Here is a 23,014-nt window from a genome sequence, read left to right on the forward strand (position 1 = left end):
TCGGTACCGGGGCTTCGTACGTGGGCGGGGACCGGGCGACGGGGGAGAGGCGGGACGCGTCCCGCGGGCGGGCTCAGCCGTCCGAGTAGCTGAGGTCTCCCACCGTCCAGGCGCTCACCTCGTCGATGGCGATGCGGTACATGCCCCCGGTCTCCGGAATGCCGAAGCTTCCCTGGAGGATCCGGGCGACGTGGAAGTGCAGATGCGTGGGCGGCTCGTCGGGCCCGTGCGGGCTCGCGGACGTGAAGACGGCGGAGAACGGTCCCAGCCGCTCGGAGTCCCTCAGGACCTCGGCCACGCGCTCGCGCCATACGGTTTCCGGGGCCAGCCGCCCCGTGATGACGGCCCCCGGGACGACCACGGTGAGGGACATCTGATTGCTCTGCCCGGACTCGACAGTGGCGGCGATGTCAACAAGCAGATGATCAGGCTTCGACATGGGCGCCGACTCTACTACGCGTACGCCCCCGGGCGGCGGTACGCGCGGGTCAGTCGCGCTCGGCCGGGCCGAGCAGCGCCGAGGCGGTCTCCAGCGGGCTGAGCACCGCGGGCTCGACCGGCGCGGCGACGGGGTGGACGGTGAAGCCCAGCCGCGTCAGCGCCCTGGTGATCTCGAACGCGGTGAAGTCGCGCCGGTCCTGCCGGGTGATCACTTCCCCCACCTGCTTCACGGGATAGCTCCGCCGGCCGATGACCACGGACTCACCGGTGATGGGCTCGGGCTTGATGCCCTTCATCGACTGCTGCACCTCGCTCTTGACCAACTCGAAGGGGAAGCGGGCGATGACGCAGCGCATAATGCCTCGGGGGGAAGAAGGGAGAACGCGGATGCCTCAGCATCCCACAGGAACTCCTGGCCGGGAACCAAGGATTTTCCGTGAAACCGGCCCGCACGACGGGATACCCGGTCGACGCCGACCGGGTGCGAAATCCCTCGCGCACCCGTCCGTCAGGGCATCCGCTCCGTGTACGTGATCCTCTCCAGGTGGTAGTAGTCGGCGACGCACCGGGCAGGCCACACCCGGTGGCCGTCGCGGCCGTACGGCTCGCCCATTCCCCTGATCGACAGCGGCCGGTACGGCAGCACCCGCACCCCGAGCGCCGCTCCGTCCCGCAGCCACCGGTCCTGACGGTCCCACCGGGCCGCCCGTACCCCCATGTCCGTGCCCAGCTCGCCGAGCGGGACCGCCAGCCCCGCACAGGTCGCGGCGCACAGCACCACGCAGATCCCCGCCGCCGCGCCGGTGTGCCGGGCCCGGCGGCGCAGCGCCCGCCCCAGGACCGCTCCGCCGCCCGCCAGCAGCAGCACGTACAGCACGAGGTAGTCGTTCCAGGTCCGCGTCGCGCTGGACACGGACGCGCCGAAAAGGGGATAGGTGATGACGGTGCACAGGTACCCGGCGGCGAGGAAGGTGCAGGCCCCGCTGAGCAGCAGGAAGCCGGACCGGCCCGGCAGGAGCGCCGGTGTCCGGCCCGCCCGGCCCGCGCTGTCGCGCATGAGCAGCCCCAGCAGCACACCGGCCGCCGCCGCGCCCAGATACTGCCAGGTGGTCAGCAGCGTCCCGAGGATCTCCAGGAAACCGCGCAGCGACTCGCCCAGCGACTCCGGGGCGAACATCGAGGCCGTGCCGGCCCCGTACCGCTCACGGCGGTTGCGCGATCCGGGGGAGGTGAGCAGCAGGGCCGTACCGGCCAGCACCCCGGCCAGCCCCGCCAGACACCAGGTACGCGCGGAGGACCGCACCCGCGGCGCGAGGATCCGGTGGCCGACCGCCAGCAGGGCCGCGAGCACCACCAGGACGACGACGGCGGTCTCCTCCGAGAGCGTCCCCATGAAACAGCCCACCACCAGCGCGGCGACCGGTGCGGCGAGCCGCCCCGTACGGGTACGCGCCCACAGCAGCGGCAGCGCGGCGAGACAGGCGAGCACCGGCGCCACCGTGTGCGAGACGGACGAGGCGGGCCAGTAGAACGTCTTGTACGTGTTGGGGGTGGCGAGGAGGAAGACCGCCGTGACCATCGCCGCGACGAGAAGCGGCACCCCGCGCGGCGCGGCGCGCCCGGCCGCGCGCAGCACCAGCACCGTCATGGCCCACAGCAGCGCCAGCGTGACGGCGCCGCTGACCGCGCCGTACCACTGGTGTCCCGCCACCCCGAACTTGGCGTAGAGGCCGACCAACAGGCCGTTGCCGAGCCGCCCGTTGTCGGTGAGGTAGAACTTCGCGACCAGCCCGGACACCCCGTGGTCACGGACGGTGGGCAGGAAGCACCACTCGTCCGCGCTGGGCCGCACCGCGCGCCCCAGCCACGCCGCCGTGCCGAGCAGCGCCAGCGGGAGCAGCGCGAGCGCCGGCGCTCCGTACGGATGGCGCCACCACGGACGCGCGCCGCGCCCGGCTGCCCCGGTCGGGGGACGGGAATGGTCACCCGGCTGTCTCGGGATGGTGACGCTCGGCGCGCCCGAGGCCATCTGCACCACTGCCTTTCGAAAGGTGTTCGTACCGGCCCCGGGATTCGTCGGTCTCCCGGACCACGTAGTGCGGACGGCGTTTCGCCTCGTGGTAGATCCGCCCCACGTATTCGCCGACGATCCCGAGCGTGGCGAGCTGAATTCCGCTCAGCGCCACGATCGCGGTCATCAAGGTGGTGTAGCCGGGCGCGTCCACCCCGTTCCATGCCACATTCGCGATGATCCACAGCGCGTATCCGAGGGCGGAGAGGAAAAGACACAGTCCGGTGTGGATCGCGAGCCGCAGCGGTCGGCTGTTGAAGGAGAGCAGCCCGTCGATACCGTAGTTGAGCAGATTCTTCCCGCCCCATTTGGACTGCCCGGCCGCACGCTGGACATTGCGGTAGGTGAAGCTCGCGGTGTCGAAGCCGATCCACGAGAAGATTCCCTTGGAGAAACGATTGCTCTCGGGCAGCGACAGCACGCCGGCGACCGCGCGCCGCGACAGCAGCCGGAAGTCCCCGGCCCCGTCGACCACCTGTACCTCCATGCAGCGGCGCACCAGCCGGTAGTACGCGAGGCTCAGCGCCCTGCGCACGGCGCCCTCGCCCGCCCGGTCGCGCTGGGCGACGACCTGGTCGTAGCCGCGCCGGTGCAGTTCCAGCATGCGCGGCACCAGTTCCGGCGGGTGCTGGAGGTCGGCGTCCATCAGGACGACCGCGTCGCCCCGGGACATGCGCAGCCCGGCGAGCATGGCGGCTTCCTTGCCGAAATTGCGGCTGAAGGAGGTGAATCGGACCCGGGGATCCCCGGCGGCGAGTTCGGCCAGCCGGAGCCGGGTGCCGTCACCGCTGCCGTCGTCCACGTAACAGATCTCGAAAGTCTGCCGGGTGGGTTCGAGTGCGGCGAGCAGGGCGCTGTGAAACGCCCCGATCACCTCGTGCTCGTTGAAACACGGTACGACAATGGAAACCTGAACGGCTGTCATCTCACTCCATACGCCTCAGCGCGTAGCGGCGCGCGTGCGTTCCGCGCCGATGTGCTGCTGCCGTGGCAACCATAGAAGGAAGAAATCCTCTGCTCAAGCGTCACCACGGCATGGCGTACATATGATCGGAGTATTTTCCCGGGCGGTTATGCCCGGTCCCGGGCGACCGTCACCGGGGAATATGAATAACGCTCGCCACCAGTCCCCGCTCGGCGATCCACCGGCCGTCGAACACGCCGATCTCCCGGCCGTCCACCCGCGGCCCCGGCACCAGGAGCCGGGCCCGGAAAGTGCCTTCGACCGGATCGATCGTGATGTCCGCCTCGGAGAAGTCCAATTCGAGACCGGTCAGCGGATACCACGCCTTGAAGACGCTCTCCTTGGCGCTGAACAGCAGCCGGTCCCACCCCACTCCGGGGTGCCGCTCCGTCAGGAACTTGACGCGCTCCGTCTCGTCCGGCAGGGCGATGGTGTCGAGCACACCGTCCGGCAGCGGGGCGTCCGGCTCCGCGTCGATCCCCACCGACGCCGTCCCGGCCGAGCGCGCCACCACGGCGGCCCGGTAACCGTCACAGTGCGTCATGCTGCCGACGATGCCGTCGGGCCACCTCGGCGCGCCCCGCTTGGTGGACAGCAGCGGCACGGGCGGCTGCCCCAGGCGCAGCAGCGCGCGCCTGGCCAGCAGCCGTACGGTGGTGTACTCGCGCTGCCGCTTGGGCACGGCCTTCGCGATCCGCTCGCTCTCCTCGGGGAACAGCGGATCGGCAGGACCCGGCGCCAGGTCCTCGTACGCCGCCTCGACGGCGACCGCCGGGGGCAGGATCGCGGCGATCACCGGGCGTCCTGCCCGACCGGCTCGGGCAGGATCTGCCGCAGCGGGATCCGGGGCGGCCGTTTGCGCCACTCGCGGGGGTAGCCGACGGAGACCTCCTCGAACCGCACGCCGTCGTACCGGGTGACCCGGGGGATGTGCAGATGCCCGTAGACCACGGCCTCGGCGCGGAAGCGCACATGCCAGTCCGCGGTCAGCTCCGTACCGCACCACTGCGCGAACTCGGGGTAGTGGAGGATCCGGGTGGGCTCGCGCACCAGGGGGAAGTGGTTGACGAGGACGGTGCGCAGCGCCGGGTCCACGGCCGAGAGCCGGCGCTCGGTCTCCTCGACCCGGGACCGGCACCAGGCGTCCCTGCTCTCGAAGGGGTCCGGATGCAGGAGGTACTCGTCGGAGCAGACGACGCCCGCCTCGTGCGCCACCCGCAGCGACTCCTCCTTCGTGGTGGTGCCGGGGGCGCGGAACGAGTAGTCGTACAGCACGAACAGCGGGGCCACCGCCACCGGGCCTCCGGCGCCCCGCCACACCGGATAGGGGTCCTCAGGGGTCGCGATGCCCAACTCGCGGCACATCGACACCAGTTGCAGATAGCGCTTCTCGCCGCGCAGTTCGCACGGGTCCTGCGGGTGGCTCCACAGCTCATGGTTGCCCGGCGCCCACACGACCCTGGAGAACCGCTCGCTGAGCGTCCGCAGGGCCCATTCCACATCGGCGTACTTCTCCGCGACATCGCCCGCGACGATCAGCCAGTCGTCGTCCGAGTCGGGGCGCAGGTCCTCGACGATCGCGCGGTTCTCGTCGTAGGCGACATGCAGATCGCTGACGGCCAGTAGTTTTCCGTCGGGCACGGTTCCATCCTTGTTCGCTCGGGGTCGGGCGCCGTCGTGTGAGCCGGGGCGCCGCGTCGCGACGCGCCCTGGTGCGGCCGCTCTTCGAGATTACGCGGAAGCGGGCGGCGAAGCGGCGGTCACCCGGCGTGGCCGAGGTCACGGGCCGCGCGCGTGTGACGGACGAACCCCCGTGCCGCGGCGGCCGGGCACCGTTCATGATCGGGACAACTGATCGGGACAACTGATCAGGACGACTGGCCGAGCAGACGCCCCGCACCCCGCCGAAGTAGAGTGTCCGAGGTCAAGAGGCCCGTACCGCCGGGTGGTTCGGGTCATCCGACGCCACCCATGAGGAGGCGCAGCACGATGACGACATCGACCGAGGAGAGCCTTTGGGCCCGGTGCTTCCACCCGGCCCCGGACCGGACGGCACAGCTCTTCTGCTTCCCCCACGCCGGGGGCTCGGCATCCTTCTACTTCCCGGTCTCCGCGCAACTGTCGTCCGTCGCCGAGGTGTTCTCGGTGCAGTACCCGGGCCGCCAGGACCGGCGCAAGGAGACCAGCCCCGACGACATCGGCACCATGGCCGACCAGGTGTACGCGGCGCTCCGCGGCCGGCTCGGCACGCGCCCGACGGTCTTCTTCGGGCACAGCATGGGCGCGACACTCGCCTTCGAGGTGGCCCGGCGGTTCGAGGCCGACGGCGGTGGGCCGGCCCACCTCTTCGCCTCGGGGCGGCGGGCGCCCTCCCGTACCCGTGACGAGGCCGTGCACCTGCGCTCCGACGACGGGATCGTCGACGAGCTGAAGGCGCTGTCCGGCACCGACACGGCGCTCCTCGGCGACGAGGAGATCCTGCGGATGATCCTGCCGGCGGTCCGCACCGACTACCGCGCCATCGAGACCTACCGGTGCGAGCCGGACGTCACCGTACGCGCCCCGATCACCGTCCTGACCGGCGACAGCGATCCGAAGACCTCACTGGACGAGGCCGAGGCGTGGCGCGGGCACACCACCGGAGCCTTCGACCTGAAGGTCTTCCCCGGCGGACACTTCTATCTCAGCGCCCAGGCACCCGCCGTGATCGGGGTGCTCAGGCACCAGTTGGCGGCCCTGTCGTAGGACCGGTCCGCGCGCACCGCGCACCGCGCGGCCCCGGCACGCCCGCCGGACCGTACGCCCCTCGAACGGGTCGCACGGTCCGGCGGTGCCCCGGGCCCCACGCGGCCGTCGTCCCGGGGGACGCGGTGGACGCGGCGCGGGCCGGTGTCAGCCGTCGGACGGCCCGTAGAGACCGCGACCGGCCCGACGGGCCCTGGAGCTGCCGACCAGCCGGTCCAGTGTGCTGCGCACCGCGTTGATGCTGCCGGGAGTGGCGTCGCGGCCGAGCGCCTCGGCCACCTCGCGGGCCCGTACCGGCGTGGCGCCGGACGCGGCGAGGACGTCGAGGATCTGCTCGGTGAGCCCACCGCTCTTGTCGTCCTCGTCCGAGGTGGCCGCCGCCTTCTTCGCCTCGGCAGGCTTGGCGGCCCCGGCGGGCTTCGCCGCCTTGGCGGCCTTGGCGGGCTTGGCCGCACCGGCCGGTTTGGCGGCCTTGGCGGGCTTCGCCGGAGCGGCCTTCTTCGCCGGGCGGCGCTTGGCGCGCTTCGGCTCCTCGGCCGCGGCGGGCGGCTGCGCCACCGGGTCGGCCGACGCCTCCTCGGCGGGCGCCGCCGCCTGCGCGGGGACCTGTGCCTCGGGCGCGGGCGCCGGTGACACCTCGGGCTCCGGCGCGTCGGCGGCGGGCTGCGCCACCGGCGTCACCGACAGCGCCTCCAGAGCGGTGAGCGCCGTACGCACCGACTCCAGCCGCTCGGTGACGGTGGCGAGTTCCTTCTCCAACGACTGCTGTTGCGTCTCCAACTCGGGAAGTTCGGAACGCAGAAGCGCTGTTGTCGCCTCTACGCTGCTCGGTGTGGTGGGTGCCGATGTCATGATGTCGCCCTCTCGTTCCGTGCCACCGCACTTGACTCCGTCGGTGGCCGCTGTAACGCAGCCTAGGCCCTGCGGTGTGTCCTGTTGTGACGGGAACGAAACACGAACCTCCCCGCGGGCCCCGAGCCGTCGCGCGACCGGGCCGGGGAAGGGGGTTCGCGGGGTGTCGGCGGACATCCGCGCGCACCGCGACAGCGGCACGTACGACAGGCGCTGCTGTTACCGTCGACAGTGTGCGGTCACCGCTGCCCGCCGGTTCGCCCGCCCCGTTCACCGCGACCGGTCGTACAGGAGTCCTCTTGCCCGCGCCGTCCGTTCCGCCCTCCCGCCCTGCCCGGCGACGTACCGTGCCCGCCTGGCTGCTGCACCCGCTGGGCTGGCGCTCCGGCCCCATCCCGTGGACCGCCGTGCTGCGCGGCGCCCTGAGCGCGGGACCGCTGCTGGCGCTCGGAGCGGCGAGCGGACATCTCGGCGAGGCGATACTCGCCGGTCTCGGCGCGATGCTCGCCGGTGTCAACGACCGCCCCGGCACCCGCCGTACCGGTGTGGTGCACATCGGACTGCCCGCTGTCGCGGGCGCGTTCGGACTGCTGTGCGGTGGGTTGCTCGCGGACGCGGGCGGCCGATGGGCCGCGGTTCCGGCGCTCTTCGTCGTGGGATGGCTCTCCGGCGCGCTGAGTGTGTCGGGTCCTGTGTGGTCGGCGGCGGCCATGCAACTGCTCGTCACCGCGGCCATCGGCGCGGGAATGCCGCTGCCCGGCCCCGCCTGGCTCAAGGCGCTGTGCTACCTCGGCGGCGCGGCGTGGCTGCTGCTGCTCCGGGTGGTGCTGCGCACCCCGGGGCTGCGCCGCGGCGCGCGGTGGGACGGCGAGCGGGAGGCCGTCGCCGCGGTCTTCGACGCGCTCGCCGACGCGCTGCGCGCGGTGGGCGGACCCGGCGCGGAGCCCGCCAGGACACGGCTGGTCACCGCGCAGCAGCGCGCGGACGAATCCCTGCGCCTGATGCGGCTGTTGTCCTGGCCGCGCCGCGCGGACCGGCCGGGGGCCGACCGGCCCGGGGCCGCCGGAGCCCGGCGGATCGTGGCCCGCTTCGGCGCGGCGACGGCGCTGTGCGAGGCGGGCATCGCACTGTTGTGGGAAGGCCGTCCGCTGCCGCGGCACATCGCCGAGGGCCCCCGTCGCCTCGCGGCGGCGGTACGGGCCGACGGCGCCCCCGGCGCCCTGCCGAGCCCCGCCTCCGACACGGTCCAACGCGACGCCTTCGACCGGGCGTTGCTCGACGCCGCGGTGACGTTCGACCGTACGGCACCGGGCCGGGATCCGCGCGCACAGCGGCCCGTCGGCACACCCGCCCGTACCGCCTCCGGCGCACCTGCCCGTACCGCTCCCGGCACCACTGGCGACACCGGCGTCCCGCGCACCCCCGCGGGCGGCTCACCGGCGCCGGAGCACCGTACGGGGCTCCGGCACACCGGCACACCGCGACGGCGACCGCGGGCCTTGTTCGGACGCGCGTTCGCTCCCGCCCGACGGGAGAACGGACTGCGGGTGGCGCTGTGCGTGGCCGCGAGCGCCGCCGTCGCCCTCAGCCTCCACCAGACCCACTGGTACTGGCTGCCCGCCACCGCCGCGTTCCTCGTCAAGCCCGACCTCGGGCCGCTGTTCTCGCGTGTGGTGAACCGTGTCGTGGGCACCGCGACCGGCGTACTCGTGTTCACCCTCGCCATGATCTGGCTCGACGGCACCTGGTGGCTGCTCGCCGTGGTCGTGACGGGCGGAGCCCTGATCCCGGTCGCCACCCGGCACTTCGGATTCCAGACCGCCGTGGTGACCCTGCTGGTCCTCTCCTTCGTCTACGCGGGCGGTGACACCGAGGCGACGGCGGCGCGGCTGCTCGACACCGCGCTCGCCTGCGCGATCGTGCTGCTCGTCGGCCATCTGCCGCTGCTGACCGACCCGCGCGTCCGGGTCGGCCACCGCTTCGCCGTGGCACTGCGCCACACCGAGCGGTATCTGCGCTACGTGCTCGACGCCCCCGGCGCCCCCCGCGCGCCCGGTACGCCGGGAGCCACGCCCCGGGGCTCGGACGCCACCGGCGTCGCGTTGCGGCACTCCGCCTACCGGGCGCTCGCCGAGGCGCGGGCGGCGGTCGGCACGGCCGCCGCCGAACTGCCGGGTCCGCACCGCACCCACCGCCACGACTGGCTGGCGGTGCTGGCACTGGCCGAGCGGATCGTGGACGCCGCGACGGTGTGCGCCGTACGGATCGAGCAGGGGGTGCCGATGCCCCCGGCCACGGAGATACGGGAGGTGACCGGGGCGCTGTCCGCCATGGCCGACGCGCTGGAGGAGGGCCGGGGAACGGCCGCCGCCGCGCTGCCCCCGGTCCCGCGTGCCTGCCGCTCGCTGCGCGACGTCATGACGCAGCTGCACGGGATACAGGCCCTGACCAACGCCGCCTGAGCGGACCCGGCACGGGCCGCCGCGCCGCACGGACCCGGCGCCGGACCGTCAGCGCTCGCAGCGGACCGGCCCACCACCCTGCACACCCTGCCCGCCCCGGCCGTCGGCGACGTGCCCGGCGGGAGTGTGCCCGGCGGGGGTACGGGCGTCCGGGGTACGGGCGGCGGGGGTACGGGCGTCCTTCCCGGGCGGTCGCACCTGCCGCCCGCGCCGGGTGAGCGGCCTCTCGATCAGATAGTGCGAGGCGACGGCCGCCGCGAGACTGGCGGCGAAAGTGGCGGGCCCGTGCCAGGCGTCGAGCCCCAGATCCTTCATGAGCCGGGTCAGCGGGTAGTGCCACAGATAGAGCCCGTAGCTGAGGTTGCGTCCGACCCAGACCAGCGGAGCCAGGGACAGCGCCCGGGAGAGCCGGGTGCGCGGCCCGAGTTCCAGCGAGGCCACCAGCGTCGCCGACAGAACGGCGGCGACCAGGAAGCCGACGGTGTACCAGGGCATGGTCCAGGCGCTGGTGCCGGTCATCGGCACCACCGCGACGATCAGCGCCAGCAGGGCCAGGGCGGGCCAGGCGAGCCGGCCCGCCCAGCGCCGCAGCGCGGCCAGCCGGGGGTCGTCCGCGTGCAGCCGGGCCACCACGAGGGCCAGCAGCGCACCGGTCAGCAACTGGTCCGCGCGGGTGTCCATGCCGTTGTAGATGCGGTGCGCCGCCGTCGGATTCCACAGCACCGCGCGCCAGATCAGCGGCAGCAGACACAGCGTCGTCGTCCAGAGCAGCACGGCCCTGGCCCCGACCCGCCGCAGGAGCAGCAGCAGAAGCGGCGGCCAGAGCAGATAGAACTGCTCCTCCACGCCCAGCGACCAGGTGTGCGACAGAAGGGACAGATCGCTCGAATAGGTGCCGGACTGGGTGGCCCTGACGATGTTCATCAGGAAGGTGGCGGACACGGCGATCGCCGTCCACGCCCGCTCGAAGCTCGGCAGCCGGGTGGTGAGCGCCAGTACGGCGCAGGTCGCGCAGACGGCCAGCAGCGCCGGGACCAGGCGCAGCCAGCGGCGCCAGTAGAACGCGCGCATCGCCACGTCGCCGGACCGCCCGAACTCCGCGACCAGCAACCGGGTGATGACGTAGCCGCTGATCGCGAAGAAGACATCGACGCCGAGCGCGCCGCCGGGCAGCAGGTCGGGCTCCAGGTGATAGGTCATCACCAGGACGACGGCCAGCGCCCGCAGCCCGTCGACGCCCGGCACCCGCCCGTCGCCGCGTACCGCCGAGGGGAACCCGCGCCCGCCCCGCTCGGGGCGGCCGTCCACCCGTACCGGAATGAGCCCCAGCGCGATTCCTCCGGCCCCTCTCGCCCCTCCCGCCCCGCCTGGTCTGTCGGCTCTGTCCTGATGTGTCACCTCTTCGGTGCGCGCGCTGTCCATTCAAGGCCCGTGCCCGCAAAGCGAACGCGCACGCGGTCCTCATCGAAAACTAAGAAACCGTGACGGGCCGTTGTCCGCCCGCCGGTTCGGGAACCGCCTCGTCATCCGTCGTGACCCCGGGATGTACGGGGCGTGTGAGGTTTGGTTAAGGTGCGGTGAAGGTTCTCCTCGCTTATGCCCAAAACTCTACTAAGAGGGTCCCTGGATCCTTGGGGTTCCCTTTGGGACGGTCGGATCGGGGAGCGCCTGCTGACCAACGGCTTCGCCCGCAGTCCAAGCCGCGCAATCGAGAGAAGGCCATGAAGCGCATACTCATCCGCTCGGGGAAGAGCCCGTTCCGTGTCGCTACGCGCGAAGAGTTCATTCAGCAGGATCTGATCGGCACGAACTCGGGCAATCTGCTCTTCAGTGATGCCGCGCACAAGATCCTGCTCACGGATCGCACCGAAGTGACGTCCAACGGGCTCAGGACCGACAGCTCGGCGAAGCGCTCTCAGCAGATCAACGAGGAGTACGACGTCTTCGTCGTGCCGCTCGCCAATGCCTTCCGCCCCACGTTCCGCCCGGCTCTCGACCGGCTGTCCGCGCTCATCGAGCAACTCACCATCCCGGTGGTCGTCCTCGGCGTGGGCGCGCAGGCGGGCGACGACTACGACACCGAGCGGCTCCAGGCGATCGAGCCGTCGGTGAAGCGGTTCATGCGGGCCGTGCTGGAGAGGTCCGCCTCCGTGGGGGTGCGCGGTGAACTCACCGCGTCCTACCTGCGCGAACTGGGTTTCCGGGAGGTCGAGACCATCGGCTGCCCGTCCATGTTCCTGCACGGCGACACCTTCCCGCGGCCGCGGGACCCCGCCCCGTTCTCCGCCGACTCCCGTATCGCCATCAACCTCTCCGCGCAGGCGAACCGGGTGGGCGACCTGGTCGGCCTGGCGCGCAACGCCCACGAACGCTTTCCGCTCCTCACGTACTACGCCCAGAACCTGGTCGACGCGGAGACGCTCTTCTGGGGCGACACCTCGGCGGCCTCCGGTGACCACGATGCCCTGCCGCGCCGGCTCACCCACCCGCTGCTGCGGGAGAACAAGGTCCGGGTCCCGCTGGACCCGAGGACCTGGCTCGACGAGCTGTCCACGTACGACTTCTCGTACGGCACCCGGATCCACGGCAATATCGCGGCGCTCCTCGCCGGTACGCCCGCCGTGGTGCTGGCGCACGACTCCCGCACCCTGGAGCTGTGCCGCTACTTCGGCATACCGCACCGCATGCTGGCCGGGCTGCCCGCGGACATCCACCCCGAGGAGCTGTACACGCAGGCGGACTTCGGCGGTCTGCTGGACGGGCACAAGGAGCGCTTCGACCGCTTCACGGCCTTCCTCGACAAGAACTCCCTGGAGAACACGTTCACCCACGGTGACGGCGGCGCCGCTTTCGAGGCCCGGCTGAACGCGCTGGACCTCCCGCCCTCGGTGGAGGTGTGGGACGGCTCGGACGACGGCGCGCTGCGCTACCGCATCAGCCGGCTGCGCGAGCAGCTGGTGGAGAACCGGGCCCTGGCCGACCGTCACATCACCACCCTGACGAAGACCAACAAGGAGCTGCAGAAGCAGCTGGCCAAGATGCAGAAGCAGCTGACGGCCACGGAGAAGCGGATAGCGGGCATAGAGAAGCGCGCCGCGATACGCGTCGGCTCCGCGATACGCCGCCGTATCGGCAAGGTCAGGCCGAGCGCCTGACACCGGCACGGGGCCGGGGTGACGCGGCCGCGGCGGACGACCTGGCGGGTCGTCCGCCGCGGGAGGGACGGAGGGGGAGAGGGCCTACTTCAGCGGCGCGGCGAACAGCGGGACGACCTTCTCCAGCGCGTACGCCACCGAGAGCACCGAGTCCGTGGCGAACGCCGAGCTGAGCGTCTCGTCGTCGAACACCACGGAGTGACCGGCCTTGACGGAGGGGACGGCCTGGTACAGCGGGTCGTCGGAGATCTTCTTCGCGTCGATGCCGATCGGCGCCATGACGGTGAGGTCGGCGTCGAGCAGATCCAGGTTCTCGCGGGAGATCGTGATGGAGAACGAGTCGCCCGCCTTCGCCTCGACGGCCGGGTTGTTCTTGAAGCCGAGGCGTTCGACGAAGTCGACGCGGCCCGTGCCGTGCACATAGGCGCCCCACGCACTGCCGGTGCGTGAGCCGACCGTGATCGTCTTGCCCTTGAACTCGGGGTGGGCGGCGGCCGACTCCTTGAACTTCCGCTCGGTCTCGGAGATGAGTTCCTTGCCCTTGTCCGGGACGCCGAGCGCGGCCGAGATCATCCGCGTCTGCTTGTCCCACGAGATCTTGTACTGCTCGCCGCCCTTCGGGACGCCGATCGTGGGGGCGATCTTGCTGAGCGTGTCGTAACGCTCCTGTGCGCCGCTGGACTTGGTGTCCAGGATCAGATCGGGCTTGAGCGCCGCTATCTTCTCGAACTCGGGCTCCAGGGTGCCGATCATCGTCGGGCTCTTCTTGTAGAGCCCCTCGGCCCACGGCCCGACCCCGTCGCCGCCGAACGCCAGCCAGTCGCTGGCCCCGACGGGCCGCACACCGAGCGCCAGGGTGGCCTCGGCGTCGCCCCAGCCCAGCGCGACCACGCGGGTGGGCTGCTTCGGGACGGTGATGTCACCGAACTTCGTCGCGACCTTCACCGGGAAAGCGCCGCTCGCGGCGGACGGGCCGTCCGACGAGGTGTCGTCCGAGTCCGAGGAGGACGAGCCGCAGGCGGCGAGGAGGCCGACGACCAGAGCGGTGAGGACGGCCCACGCGGCGGGCGCGGCCCGCCGGGACGTACGTCTCGGGGGAGTGGAGAGAGGCTGCTGTGATGACATGCACTTAGGCTAACCTAACCTAAGTCACTCGGCGGTCGCGGGGTGCGGCGCCCCGGACGCGGGCAACGGAGACCCGGGCGCGGGCACCGGAGACCCGGACGCGGGCACCGGGGACGCGGACGCCCGGGTGAGGTGATGACGCCCCATCGGCACGATCATGGGCGTCCCGGACGCCGGATCCTCGGCCACCGAACACCGCATCCCGAACACCTCGGTCACCAGGGACGCCGTCACGATCTCCGCCGGAGTCCCCTCCGCCACGATGCGCCCGTCCTTCATCGCGATCAGGTGATCGGCGTACCGGCAGGCCAGATTGAGATCGTGCAGCACCACCGCGATGGTCGAGCCGTACTCCCGGTTGAGGTCCGTCAGCAGATCCAGCACATCGAGCTGATGGCTGATGTCGAGGTACGTCGTCGGCTCGTCCAGCAGCAGGATGTCCGTACGCTGCGAGAGCGCCATCGCGATCCACACCCGCTGCCGCTGGCCCCCGGAGAGTTCGTCGACGGGACGCGCGGCCAGCTCCAGTACGTCGGTGGCCAGCAGCGCCTGCGCCACCGCCTCGTCGTCCTCGCTCGTCCACCGCCGGAACCAGCCCTGATGGGGATAGCGGCCCCGGCCCACCAGATCGCTCACCGTGATGCCGTCGGGCGCCACCGGGCTCTGCGGCAGGATGCCGAGCACCGCCGCGACCTCCTTGGTGGGCATCCCGTGCACGCTCTTCCCGTCCAGGAGCACCTCGCCCGAGGTGGGCGCGAGCAGCCGGGCCATCGAGCGCAGCAGGGTCGATTTCCCGCACGCGTTGGGCCCCACGATCATGGTGATCCGGCCCGGCGGGATGTCGACGCTCAGCCCCTTGACGACCTCGTGCCCGTCGTAGCCGAGCCGGACGTCACGCGTCCGGAGAGTGTGCTCCGCACTCATGTGCAGATCCTTCCGTTTCCATCGTTCATCCGCCCTTGCCCACCCGGTTCGCACCGGCCAGCAGCCACAGCAGATAGGGGGCGCCGATCACACTCGTCACCACACCCACCGGATACTGGGTGGCACCCAGCAGATGCTGTGCCGTGAAGTCCGCGAGGAGCACGATCAGAGCCCCGGTCAGCGCGGCCGGCAGCAGCGCGGCGCCCTGGCGCGGCACCAGCCGACGGGCGATCGGCGCGGCCACGAACGCCACGAACGTCACCGGGCCCGCCGCTCCCGTCGCCACCCCCGCCAGCGCCACCCCGCAGCCGATCAGCACCAGTCGCCCGCGCTCCACCCGGCTGCCGAGCCCCATCGCCGTGTCGTCGCCCAACTGCAGCGCCCGCAGCGACCGCGCCGCCGCGAACGTCGCCGGTACCAGCGGTACGAGGGCGGCCAGCAGCGGCCAGAACTGCTTCCAGGACCGGCCGTTGAGGCTGCCCGTCAGCCACGCCAGCGCGTTCTGCGCCACCGACACGTCCGAACTCGTCAGCAGATGCGAGATGACGCTGGACAGCGCCGCGCCCATACCGATACCGACCAGCACCAGCCGGTAACCGGCGACGCCCTGGCGCCAGGCCAGCGCGTAGATCGCCGCGGCGGACAGTACGGACCCGACGACGGCGGAGGCGGACAGCGCGTAACCGCTCGCCCCGAAGGTCACCCCGGCCAGCACGGCGGCGGCGCTCGCGCCCGCGCTGATGCCGATCACGTCGGGGCTCGCCAGCGGATTGCGCAGCAGCGTCTGGAACACCGCGCCCGACAGCCCGAACGCCGCCCCGACCAGCAGGCCGATCAGCGCGCGGGGCAGCCGCAGTTCGAGGACGACGAACTGGGTCCCCGCGTCCCCGCCGCCCGCGAGCGTGGCGATCACGTCCCCGACCGGGATCATCAGATCGCCGTAGGCCAACGACAGGCACAGCGCGGCGAACACGGCGGCGGACAGTACGAGGCAGACCGTCGTGGAACGCGCCCGGCCGGTCCTGCGGACCCGTACGACCTCCCGTACGGCGTCGGCCAGCCGCTCGTCCCGGGGGGAGGGCCCCGCCTTCGCGGGGTGCTCGGCCGTCTCTCGGCTCACAACTCCACCTGCTTGCGACGACGGACCAGGATGATGAACGGCACGGCACCGAGGACCGCCGTGACGATGCCGACCTGCACCTCACCCGGCTGGAGGATGAACCGCCCCGCGATGTCGGAGACCAGGATCAGAATCGGCGCGAGCAACAGGCTGTAGGGCAGGATCCAGCGGTAGTCGGGGCCGGTGATCAACCGTGCGCCGTGCGCCACGATCAGTCCGACGAAGCCGATCGGCCCGGCGATCGCCGTGGCCGCGCCGCACAGCACCACCACCGAGGCCGCCGCCGCGAGCCGGGCCGCCCCGACCCGCTGCCCCAGCGCCCGCGCGATGTCGTCGCCCATCGACAGGGCGTTGAGCCGGGGGCCCAGCCCGATCGCGAACACCACGCCCGCCACGATGAACGGCAGCGCCTGCAGCAGCAGATCCGGATCCCGCCCCGACAGCGAACCGACTTTCCAGAAACGGAACCGGTCGAAGAGCATCCGGTCCCTGAGCAGCATCGCCGTGGTCAGAGAGGTCAGGATGGCGGTCGTCGCCGCGCCGGCCAGCGCGAGCTTCACCGGCGTCGCGCCCTCCCGGCCCAGCGAACCGATGCTGTAGACCAGCACGGCCGCGAGGAGCGCGCCGAGGAAGCCGAACCAGATGTAGTGCCCCGGTTCCGTCAGACCCAGCACACCGATACCGAACACCACGGCCACCGCGGCACCCGCGTTGACACCGAGGATGCCGGGATCGGCCAGCGGATTGCGCGCGACACCCTGCATGACCGCACCGGCCAGCCCCAGCGCCGCGCCCGTCATCAGACCGGCGACCGTGCGCGGAATCCGCTCCTCCCGCACGATCAGCTGTCCCTTGACGGACAGATCGGGATCCAGCAGGCCCCGCACCACGTCGCCCGCCGTGACATCGCCGGAACCGAACAGCAGGCTCGCCCAGACCACCGCCGCCAGCGTCAGCAGAGCCGCCACCAGTCCCAGCGCGAGCAGGGGGCGACCGCGCACCGGGCGCCCGGCCGTCGGCGGCGTGTCCACCGTCGGCGGTGTGTCCACCGGCCGCCGCGCCGTCAGGCCGGCCGGCTCTCCGCGTGTCGTCACGTCAGGCGAGCCTTCGTGTGGAGCGTGCCACCACGGTGCATCTGCAGTGCCCTCACTGTGCCTCACCGCGCACGGCCGACCGCCCGCGGACCCCTCGATTCAGGTCATAAAGTAAGGTGAGCCTAACATTCACGGAACACCGTGGTGCCACCCCATCCGGGAGAGACGCCGTGCCCAGCGCCGCGACCACAGACACCACCGCGACCGCGGAGCGTACGGGCCACCGCAGGCTCGGATCCGCCGAGGAGCTGCGGGAACTGCTCGGCGAGCCGCATCCGATCGTCATCGACAAGGTCCGCCCCCGGCTGATCGCCGATGACCTGGAGCTGCTGTCCCGCTCGCCGTTCTTCCTGCTGTCCACCTCCGACAGCCGGGGCAACTGCGACGCCTCACCACGCGGCGACATCCCCGGATTCGTCCGCGCCCTCGACGACCGCACCCTCGCCGTCCCGGACCGCCCCGGCAACCGCAGGGCCGACAGCTTCCACAACATCCTGGACAACCCGCATGTCGGCCTCGTCCACCTCGTTCCCGGCAGCAAGGAGGTCCTGCGGATCAACGGCAGGGCCGAAATCCTCACCGACGCGCCGTTCTTCGACACGATGGCGCTCAAGGGTCAGCGTCCCCTGCTGGTCCTGCTCATCGAGATCGACGAGATCTTCCGGCACTGCCCCGCCGCGCTCACCAGGTCGGGCATCTGGCGGCCGGAGACCTGGCCGGAGCCGCGGCCGTAGAACCCGCGGTCCTGGATCCCGCGCGGCCCTGGAACAAGCGGCCCTGGAACACGCGGTTCTGGATCCCGCAGCCTTGGAACACGCGGGCCGCCCCGCCCAACGGCCCGTCGGGAGCGAGCGGCCCGTCGGGAGCGAGCGGCCGGTCCAGCGCACCCTTCACCTGCGGGCACAGCGCACGGGCCACCTCCAGGAACGCCACCAGTACGGGGGAGCGGTCACCCGCGCCGAACGACATCACCGGCGCGGGCAGTTCCCCCCGGTGTCACCGGCGAGAGCGGGCACGGCCGCCACGCCAGGAACCCGGACGGCTCGGTCATCGCCTGCGCGCGGTGGCGCCCCGAGTGCGCCCGTCTCGTCTTCGGCACCGTACGGGCCACGGGCGCGGAACGGACCGAAAGTTTCGTATTCGGTGCGGGCCGGAGACACGGCGTTCATCCGCCAGCAACATAGGGACCGGTTTCCATCCCCGTACCTCCGCGCCCCCCACCACGCGCCCCCCACGGCGCTCGTTCCCCGGGAGTGAGATCTCCATGAGCCGCAACATCACCCACGCCATGTCCCGCCGCGGCCTGCTCAGGGCCGCCGGCGGGCTCGCCCTCGTCGGGGCGGCGGGTGGCCTCGCCGCCGCCTCCTCCGCCGGTTCCGCCGAGGCCGCCCCGGCCACCTTCACCCACCCCGGCATGCTCAACGCGTACGGCGAACTCAACCGCGCCAAGGTCCGGGTGGCCGCGGGCAACGACCCCTGGCTGGCCGGCTGGAACCGGCTGACCGCCAACTCGCACTCCCAGTCGGGATGGCAGCCCAATCCCCAGGCCACCATCATCCGCGGCGGCACCGGCGAGAACTACGGAACGCTCTACAACGACATCCACGCGGCCTACCAGAACGCCCTGCGCTGGCAGATCGGCGGCACCACCGCGCACGGCGACACGGCCAGGAACATCCTCAACGCCTGGTCGGCCACGCTCACCACGGTCACCGGCAACGCCGACCGGTTCCTCGCCGCCGGGATCTACGGCTACCAGTTCGCCCAGGCCGCCGAACTGATGCGTGGCTACTCCGGCTTCGACCTCGACCGGTTCCGGCGGATGATGGTCAACGTCTTCTACCCGCTGAACAACCAGTTCCTGACGGAGCACAACGGCGCCTGCATCACCAACTACTGGGCCAACTGGGACCTGTGCAACATGAACTCGATCCTGGCGATCGGGATCCTCAACGACGACGCGGGCAAGTACGACCAGGCCGTCAACTACTTCAAGAACGGCGCGGGCAACGGCGCGATCCAGAAGGCCGTCCCCTTCGTGTACGAGAGCCAGGGGCTCGCCCAGTGGCAGGAGTCCGGCCGGGACCAGGGCCACACCATGATGGGCATGGGCCAGATGGGCGCCTTCTGCGAGATGGCCTGGAACCAGGGCGACGACCTGTACGGCTACGACAACAACCGCTTCATGAAGGCCGCCCAGTACGTCGCCAAGTACAACCTCGGCCAGGACGTGCCCTGGACCAAGTACACCTGGGGCACCGGCCAGAACTGCGCCTACCAGGAACACACCGCCATCTCCGCCGACAGCCGGGGCCAGGCCAGGCCCGTGTGGGACATCCTCCACTACCACTACGCCAAGCGCCGGGGCCTGTCCGTCCCGTACATCACCGCGATCGCCGAGAGCGTCCGTCCCGAGGGCGGCGGCGGTGACTACGGGCCGAACAGCGGCGGCTTCGACCAACTGGGCTTCGGCACACTGCTGTACGCCAAGTGACCCGCGCGGGTGCCCAGTCGCCGTGCCGCGTGTGCGGCGGGCGGGGTCAGCACGCTCCCGGCCGTGCGTAGAGCGTGATCTGAGCCCGTGTCACCCGGCGGGTGGCACACGGCTCGAAAGCCGCCCGGAGGGTCGCTCGTTTGACGTACTCCCGGTCCGCCGCGTCCAGCGGCTCCCCGGCGACGTCATGGACCACGACGATCCTCCGGGCGGCCAGCATCCGGGCCCGCACGGCGCCCGGCGGCAGCTCCGTACCGTGCAGGGTGTCCGAGGCGACGGGGGAGCGGTCCAGGGCGAGGTCGAAGAGGCCGCGGAACTCCTCGGGCCGGGCCAGCGTCCACACCCGGCGCCGCGCGGGCGTGAAGACCAGCCCGTCGCCAGGCCGCGCGCTCTGCCGTACCGCACGGGCGACGGCGGCGGCGTCGTTCTGCCGGCTCTGCGGAGTGCGCAGATGCGTCCCCACCGGGACCAGCGTCAGTACGGCGAGCAGTCCCGCGCCTGCCGCCACCGCGTACCCGGCCGGGCGCGCGCGGCGGCCACCGTCCCGGCTCCGCCGCCACACCCCGTCGAGCGCGACACCGAGGAGCAGGGCCAGCGCCCCGGTGTACGACAGGACGTAGCGCTCGACGTACAGCGCCCGCAGCGGGGTCAGCGCCATCAGCAGCGCGGTCGGCAGGATCAGCAGCGGCAGCGCGAGCGTCCCCGGCCGCATCGGCGGCGCGGCGTGCGCGGCACGGGGCGGGGTGCGCGCGCACACCAGTCCGACGAGCACCACCGCCGCGAAGCCGAGTACGGTCCGGGCGCCGGGCGCGCCGATCCAGTCGACCTGCGACGCCTGTGTGGTGCTGAAGACGGCGAGCGGCAGTGTGCCGGCGACCACCACACCCGCCGCCGCGCCCCACCCGCGGGCCACCGCGCGCGCCGGACCGGAGCGGAACACGCTCACCCCATGGGCGACCAGCGTGAGCAGCGCGAACTCGTGCAGCAGACACGCGGTCAGTATGACTCCGGCGTACGCGGCCCACCGGCGCCCGCGCGGCCTGTCCACCGCCGACACCAGCAGCCAGGTCGTCCAGATGACGAGGGCGCACACCAGCGCGTACGAGCGGCCCTCCTGCGCGTAGCGCTGTACGGCCGGGATCAGCGGGAAGACCAGCCCGGCCAGCAGTCCGGCACGCGGCCCCGCGAGTCTCCGCCCCAGCAGCGCGATCCCGGCGGCGCCCGCCGCCACGGCGAGCACCGACGGCAGCCTCAGCGCCACCAGCCCGCCGTCCCACACCCCGAACACCCCGTGCAGGCACAGGTAGTAGAGGCCGTGCACCGCGTCGATGTGCCCCAGCGTGCGCCAGATCTCCGGCAGGGTCCGGTGCGCCACCTCGTAGGTGACCGCCTCGTCGCCCCACAGGGTGCCCTGGCGCCGGATCCCCCACAGCCCGAGTGCCGACGCGAGGGCGAGGGGAGCCGCGGCGACCGCGACCGGGGCGAGCGTCCGCCCCGGGGCCTTCGGGGGCCGGGCGAGGGGTTCGGCGGGGTGCGGTAAAGGCGGCGGCGGGGGAAGCGGCCGGGGGTGCGCTGCGCGGGAAATGGCGGGGCTCCGTTCACGAGATGCCGGTCTGCCCGCACTATCGCGGATCGGCGCGGCGGCTTCCCGTACGACGCGACGGAATCCGGGCGCTGTCAGGCGTCGTGCGCCTCGTGCGTCTCGTGCGCGCCTTCCGCGCGATCGGGCAGATCGCGGGCGCCCAGGCGCAGATGCTCGATGTGGTAGACGGCTTCGTCGAGGAGCTGCGCGACATGGGTGTCGTACAGGCTGTAGACGATCCGCCTGCCCTGCCTCGACCCGGTCACCAGCCCCAGCGCGCGCAGCAGCCGCAGCTGGTGGGAGACGGCCGACTGCTCCATGGCCACCGCCGCGGCCAGCTCGGTCACCCCGCACGGGCTCTGCCGCAGCCGCGTGAGGATCATCAGCCGGGAGGGTGTGGCCAGCGCCTGGAGGGTCGCGGCGATCGTGGCGGCGGAGTCCGCGTCGAGGTGTCCGGTCGGCGTGGCGCGTTCATCGACTCCGTGTCCCATGCGCTCATCGTATATCCATAAACACGTGAAGACCTCTTCATGTATTCCGCTATGGTGGAGGGAGCGCGTCGCGCGCTGCCCCCGACCAAGAGGTGTGCTCCGATGGCTCTTCCCGTGCTCGGCGAACAGAACCAAGAGAGCGAGCGGGACGACCGGGCGGCGCCGCGCCCGCGCGCCGCGTTGCCGCCCCCGCGCGGGACCCGGCTGTCCGCGCTGCCCGAGGTGCGCTGGGCCGCCGTGTCCGCGCTCGCCTTCCTCCTCGCCCTGCCGCTCGATCTGACCGGCGCCCCCGCCTGGACCTGGGGGCTGCTGTACGCGCTGTGCTACGCCGCCGGAGGGTGGGAGCCCGGCTGGGCCGGGCTGCGGGCCCTGCGCGAACGGACCCTCGACGTCGACCTGTTGATGGTGGTCGCCGCGATCGGGGCGGCGGCGATCGGGCAGTTCCTCGACGGCGGGCTGCTGATCGTCATCTTCGCCGTCTCGGGCGCCCTGGAGGCGCTGGCGACCCGGCGCACCGCCGATTCGGTGCGCGGTCTGCTCGATCTGGCGCCGGCCACGGCCGTACGGTGCACGCCGGGCGGCGAGGAGCGCGTCCCCCTCGCGCGGCTCGCGGTCGGTGACGTCGTCCTCGTACGGCCGGGGGAGCGGCTGCCCGCCGACGGCACCGTGGCCGAAGGCGCCGGCGACGTGGACCAGGCGACCATCACCGGCGAGCCGCTGCCGGTCGTCAGAACGGTCGGCGACCCGGTGTTCGCGGGCACGCTCAACGGCACGGGCGCGCTGCGGGTACGGGTGGACAAGGACGCCTCCGAGTCGGTCATCGCCAGGATCGTGGAGATGGTCGCCGAGGCGAGCGACACGAAGGCGCCGACACAGCTGTTCGTCGAGAAGGTCGAACAGCGCTACTCGGCCGGTGTCGTGGCCGCCACCCTCGCGCTGTTCGGCCTGCCGCTGGCCTTCGGCGCCGACTTCACCCCGACGCTGCTGCGTGCCATGACCTTCATGATCGTCGCCTCGCCGTGCGCGGTCGTCCTGGCCACGATGCCGCCGCTGCTCTCCGCGATCGCCAACGCCGGGCGCCACGGGGTCCTGGTCAAGTCGGCGGTCGTGATGGAACGGCTCGGCTCGGTGAACCGTGTCGCGCTGGACAAGACCGGCACGCTGACCGAGGGGACACCCCGGGTCACCGACGTGATCGCGCTGCCCGCCGTGCCCGGTGGGGGTGCGGGACCGACCGAGGAGGAGGTCCTGGCGCTGGCCGCCTCCGCCGAACACTCCAGCGAACACCCCCTGGCCCGCGCGGTGGTGGCCCACGCGGCGGAACGAGGCGTACCGCTCTCTCCCGCCGCGGAGTTCTCCTCGGCGCCTGGTCGCGGCGTGCGGGCGCTGATCGGCGGCCGGGAGGTGCGCGTCGGCAGTCCGGCCGCGCTGCTGGGAGCCGCGGGCCCGCCCGCGGCGGGCCGCATTGCCCTCACCGCCTCCACCGCCTCCACC

At 72.2% G+C, this 23,014-nt stretch carries 20 protein-coding genes; 6 read left to right on the forward strand and 14 right to left on the reverse strand.

What is annotated here, in order from left to right; genetic code table 11:
- Positions 1 to 73 precede the first annotated feature (73 nt).
- From DVH02_RS00725 to DVH02_RS00750, 6 genes are all read right to left on the reverse strand, one after another.
- On the reverse strand, positions 74 to 439 hold the full coding sequence (locus DVH02_RS00725; RefSeq protein ID WP_114621696.1) for a hypothetical protein: 366 nt from the start codon (positions 437 to 439) through the stop codon (positions 74 to 76).
- 49 nt (positions 440 to 488) lie between these two features.
- Positions 489 to 797 carry an SCO5918 family protein gene (locus DVH02_RS00730; protein WP_114621697.1) on the reverse strand — a complete coding sequence of 103 codons (309 nt, stop codon included), beginning with the start codon at positions 795 to 797 and terminating at the stop codon, positions 489 to 491.
- 152 nt (positions 798 to 949) lie between these two features.
- Positions 950 to 2,470 (reverse strand): DUF6056 family protein, encoded by a 1,521-nt coding sequence (locus DVH02_RS00735; RefSeq protein WP_114621713.1) that lies wholly within the window; start codon positions 2,468 to 2,470, stop codon positions 950 to 952.
- Entirely contained in the window at positions 2,424 to 3,437 is a 1,014-nt protein-coding gene (locus DVH02_RS00740; RefSeq protein ID WP_114621698.1) for a glycosyltransferase family 2 protein, read from the reverse strand. Before DVH02_RS00740 ends, DVH02_RS00735 begins: the two co-directional genes overlap by 47 nt.
- A 169-nt stretch (positions 3,438 to 3,606) precedes the next feature.
- Complete coding sequence (locus DVH02_RS00745) at positions 3,607 to 4,272, reverse strand: 4'-phosphopantetheinyl transferase family protein (RefSeq protein ID WP_114621699.1); 666 nt, start codon at positions 4,270 to 4,272, stop codon at positions 3,607 to 3,609.
- Positions 4,269 to 5,117: a metallophosphoesterase family protein gene (locus tag DVH02_RS00750; protein WP_114621700.1), complete on the reverse strand. Its 849-nt coding sequence runs from the start codon at positions 5,115 to 5,117 to the stop codon at positions 4,269 to 4,271. The genes DVH02_RS00745 and DVH02_RS00750 overlap by 4 nt, the downstream gene beginning before the upstream one ends.
- Before the next feature lie 348 nt (positions 5,118 to 5,465).
- On the opposite strand from DVH02_RS00750, the gene DVH02_RS00755 reads away from it, so the two are divergent.
- Complete coding sequence (locus DVH02_RS00755) at positions 5,466 to 6,221, forward strand: thioesterase II family protein (protein ID WP_114621701.1); 756 nt, start codon at positions 5,466 to 5,468, stop codon at positions 6,219 to 6,221.
- A gap of 147 nt (positions 6,222 to 6,368) precedes the next feature.
- On the opposite strand, the gene DVH02_RS00760 is transcribed toward DVH02_RS00755, so the two are convergent.
- On the reverse strand, positions 6,369 to 7,073 hold the full coding sequence (locus tag DVH02_RS00760; protein WP_114621702.1) for a hypothetical protein: 705 nt from the start codon (positions 7,071 to 7,073) through the stop codon (positions 6,369 to 6,371).
- Positions 7,074 to 7,420: 347 nt separating this feature from the next.
- On the opposite strand from DVH02_RS00760, the gene DVH02_RS00765 reads away from it, so the two are divergent.
- On the forward strand, positions 7,421 to 9,535 hold the full coding sequence (locus DVH02_RS00765; protein ID WP_233517965.1) for an FUSC family protein: 2,115 nt from the start codon (positions 7,421 to 7,423) through the stop codon (positions 9,533 to 9,535).
- 48 nt (positions 9,536 to 9,583) lie between these two features.
- Here DVH02_RS00765 and DVH02_RS00770 read toward each other — a convergent pair whose 3' ends face one another.
- Positions 9,584 to 10,843, reverse strand: a complete 1,260-nt coding sequence (locus tag DVH02_RS00770; protein WP_233517966.1) for an acyltransferase family protein — start codon at positions 10,841 to 10,843, stop codon at positions 9,584 to 9,586.
- A 413-nt stretch (positions 10,844 to 11,256) separates the two neighbouring features.
- Here DVH02_RS00770 and DVH02_RS00775 point away from each other — a divergent pair, with 413 nt between their 5' ends.
- Entirely contained in the window at positions 11,257 to 12,690 is a 1,434-nt protein-coding gene (locus tag DVH02_RS00775; protein WP_114621705.1) for a polysaccharide pyruvyl transferase family protein, read from the forward strand.
- Positions 12,691 to 12,774: 84 nt separating this feature from the next.
- Here DVH02_RS00775 and DVH02_RS00780 read toward each other — a convergent pair whose 3' ends face one another.
- From DVH02_RS00780 to DVH02_RS00795, 4 genes are read right to left on the reverse strand one after another with little or no spacing between them, the layout of a single operon-like run.
- Positions 12,775 to 13,815 carry an iron-siderophore ABC transporter substrate-binding protein gene (locus tag DVH02_RS00780; RefSeq protein WP_114621706.1) on the reverse strand — a complete coding sequence of 347 codons (1,041 nt, stop codon included), beginning with the start codon at positions 13,813 to 13,815 and terminating at the stop codon, positions 12,775 to 12,777.
- A 24-nt stretch (positions 13,816 to 13,839) separates the two neighbouring features.
- Positions 13,840 to 14,739: an ABC transporter ATP-binding protein gene (locus DVH02_RS00785; RefSeq protein WP_114621707.1), complete on the reverse strand. Its 900-nt coding sequence runs from the start codon at positions 14,737 to 14,739 to the stop codon at positions 13,840 to 13,842.
- A 25-nt stretch (positions 14,740 to 14,764) separates the two neighbouring features.
- Positions 14,765 to 15,859 carry a FecCD family ABC transporter permease gene (locus DVH02_RS00790; protein ID WP_114621708.1) on the reverse strand — a complete coding sequence of 365 codons (1,095 nt, stop codon included), beginning with the start codon at positions 15,857 to 15,859 and terminating at the stop codon, positions 14,765 to 14,767.
- Complete coding sequence (locus DVH02_RS00795) at positions 15,856 to 16,908, reverse strand: FecCD family ABC transporter permease (protein ID WP_199566116.1); 1,053 nt, start codon at positions 16,906 to 16,908, stop codon at positions 15,856 to 15,858. Before DVH02_RS00795 ends, DVH02_RS00790 begins: the two co-directional genes overlap by 4 nt.
- Positions 16,909 to 17,123: 215 nt before the next feature.
- Between DVH02_RS00795 and DVH02_RS00800 the strand changes: the two genes are divergently transcribed.
- Entirely contained in the window at positions 17,124 to 17,687 is a 564-nt protein-coding gene (locus DVH02_RS00800) for an MSMEG_1061 family FMN-dependent PPOX-type flavoprotein (protein ID WP_114621709.1), read from the forward strand.
- A gap of 530 nt (positions 17,688 to 18,217) precedes the next feature.
- On the forward strand, positions 18,218 to 19,447 hold the full coding sequence (locus tag DVH02_RS00805; RefSeq protein WP_114621710.1) for an alginate lyase family protein: 1,230 nt from the start codon (positions 18,218 to 18,220) through the stop codon (positions 19,445 to 19,447).
- A 46-nt stretch (positions 19,448 to 19,493) separates the two neighbouring features.
- On the opposite strand, the gene DVH02_RS00810 is transcribed toward DVH02_RS00805, so the two are convergent.
- Both DVH02_RS00810 and DVH02_RS00815 read right to left on the reverse strand, forming a co-directional pair.
- Positions 19,494 to 20,822 (reverse strand): glycosyltransferase family 39 protein, encoded by a 1,329-nt coding sequence (locus tag DVH02_RS00810; protein WP_233517967.1) that lies wholly within the window; start codon positions 20,820 to 20,822, stop codon positions 19,494 to 19,496.
- 302 nt (positions 20,823 to 21,124) lie between these two features.
- Entirely contained in the window at positions 21,125 to 21,520 is a 396-nt protein-coding gene (locus DVH02_RS00815) for an ArsR/SmtB family transcription factor (protein ID WP_114621711.1), read from the reverse strand.
- Positions 21,521 to 21,622: 102 nt separating this feature from the next.
- Between DVH02_RS00815 and DVH02_RS00820 the strand changes: the two genes are divergently transcribed.
- Positions 21,623 to 23,014: heavy metal translocating P-type ATPase (locus DVH02_RS00820; protein WP_114621712.1), on the forward strand; the 1,392-nt coding region annotated here is incomplete at its 3' end.

It is taken from the genome of Streptomyces corynorhini (assembly GCF_003346515.1).
Classification (GTDB): domain Bacteria; phylum Actinomycetota; class Actinomycetes; order Streptomycetales; family Streptomycetaceae; genus Streptomyces; species Streptomyces corynorhini.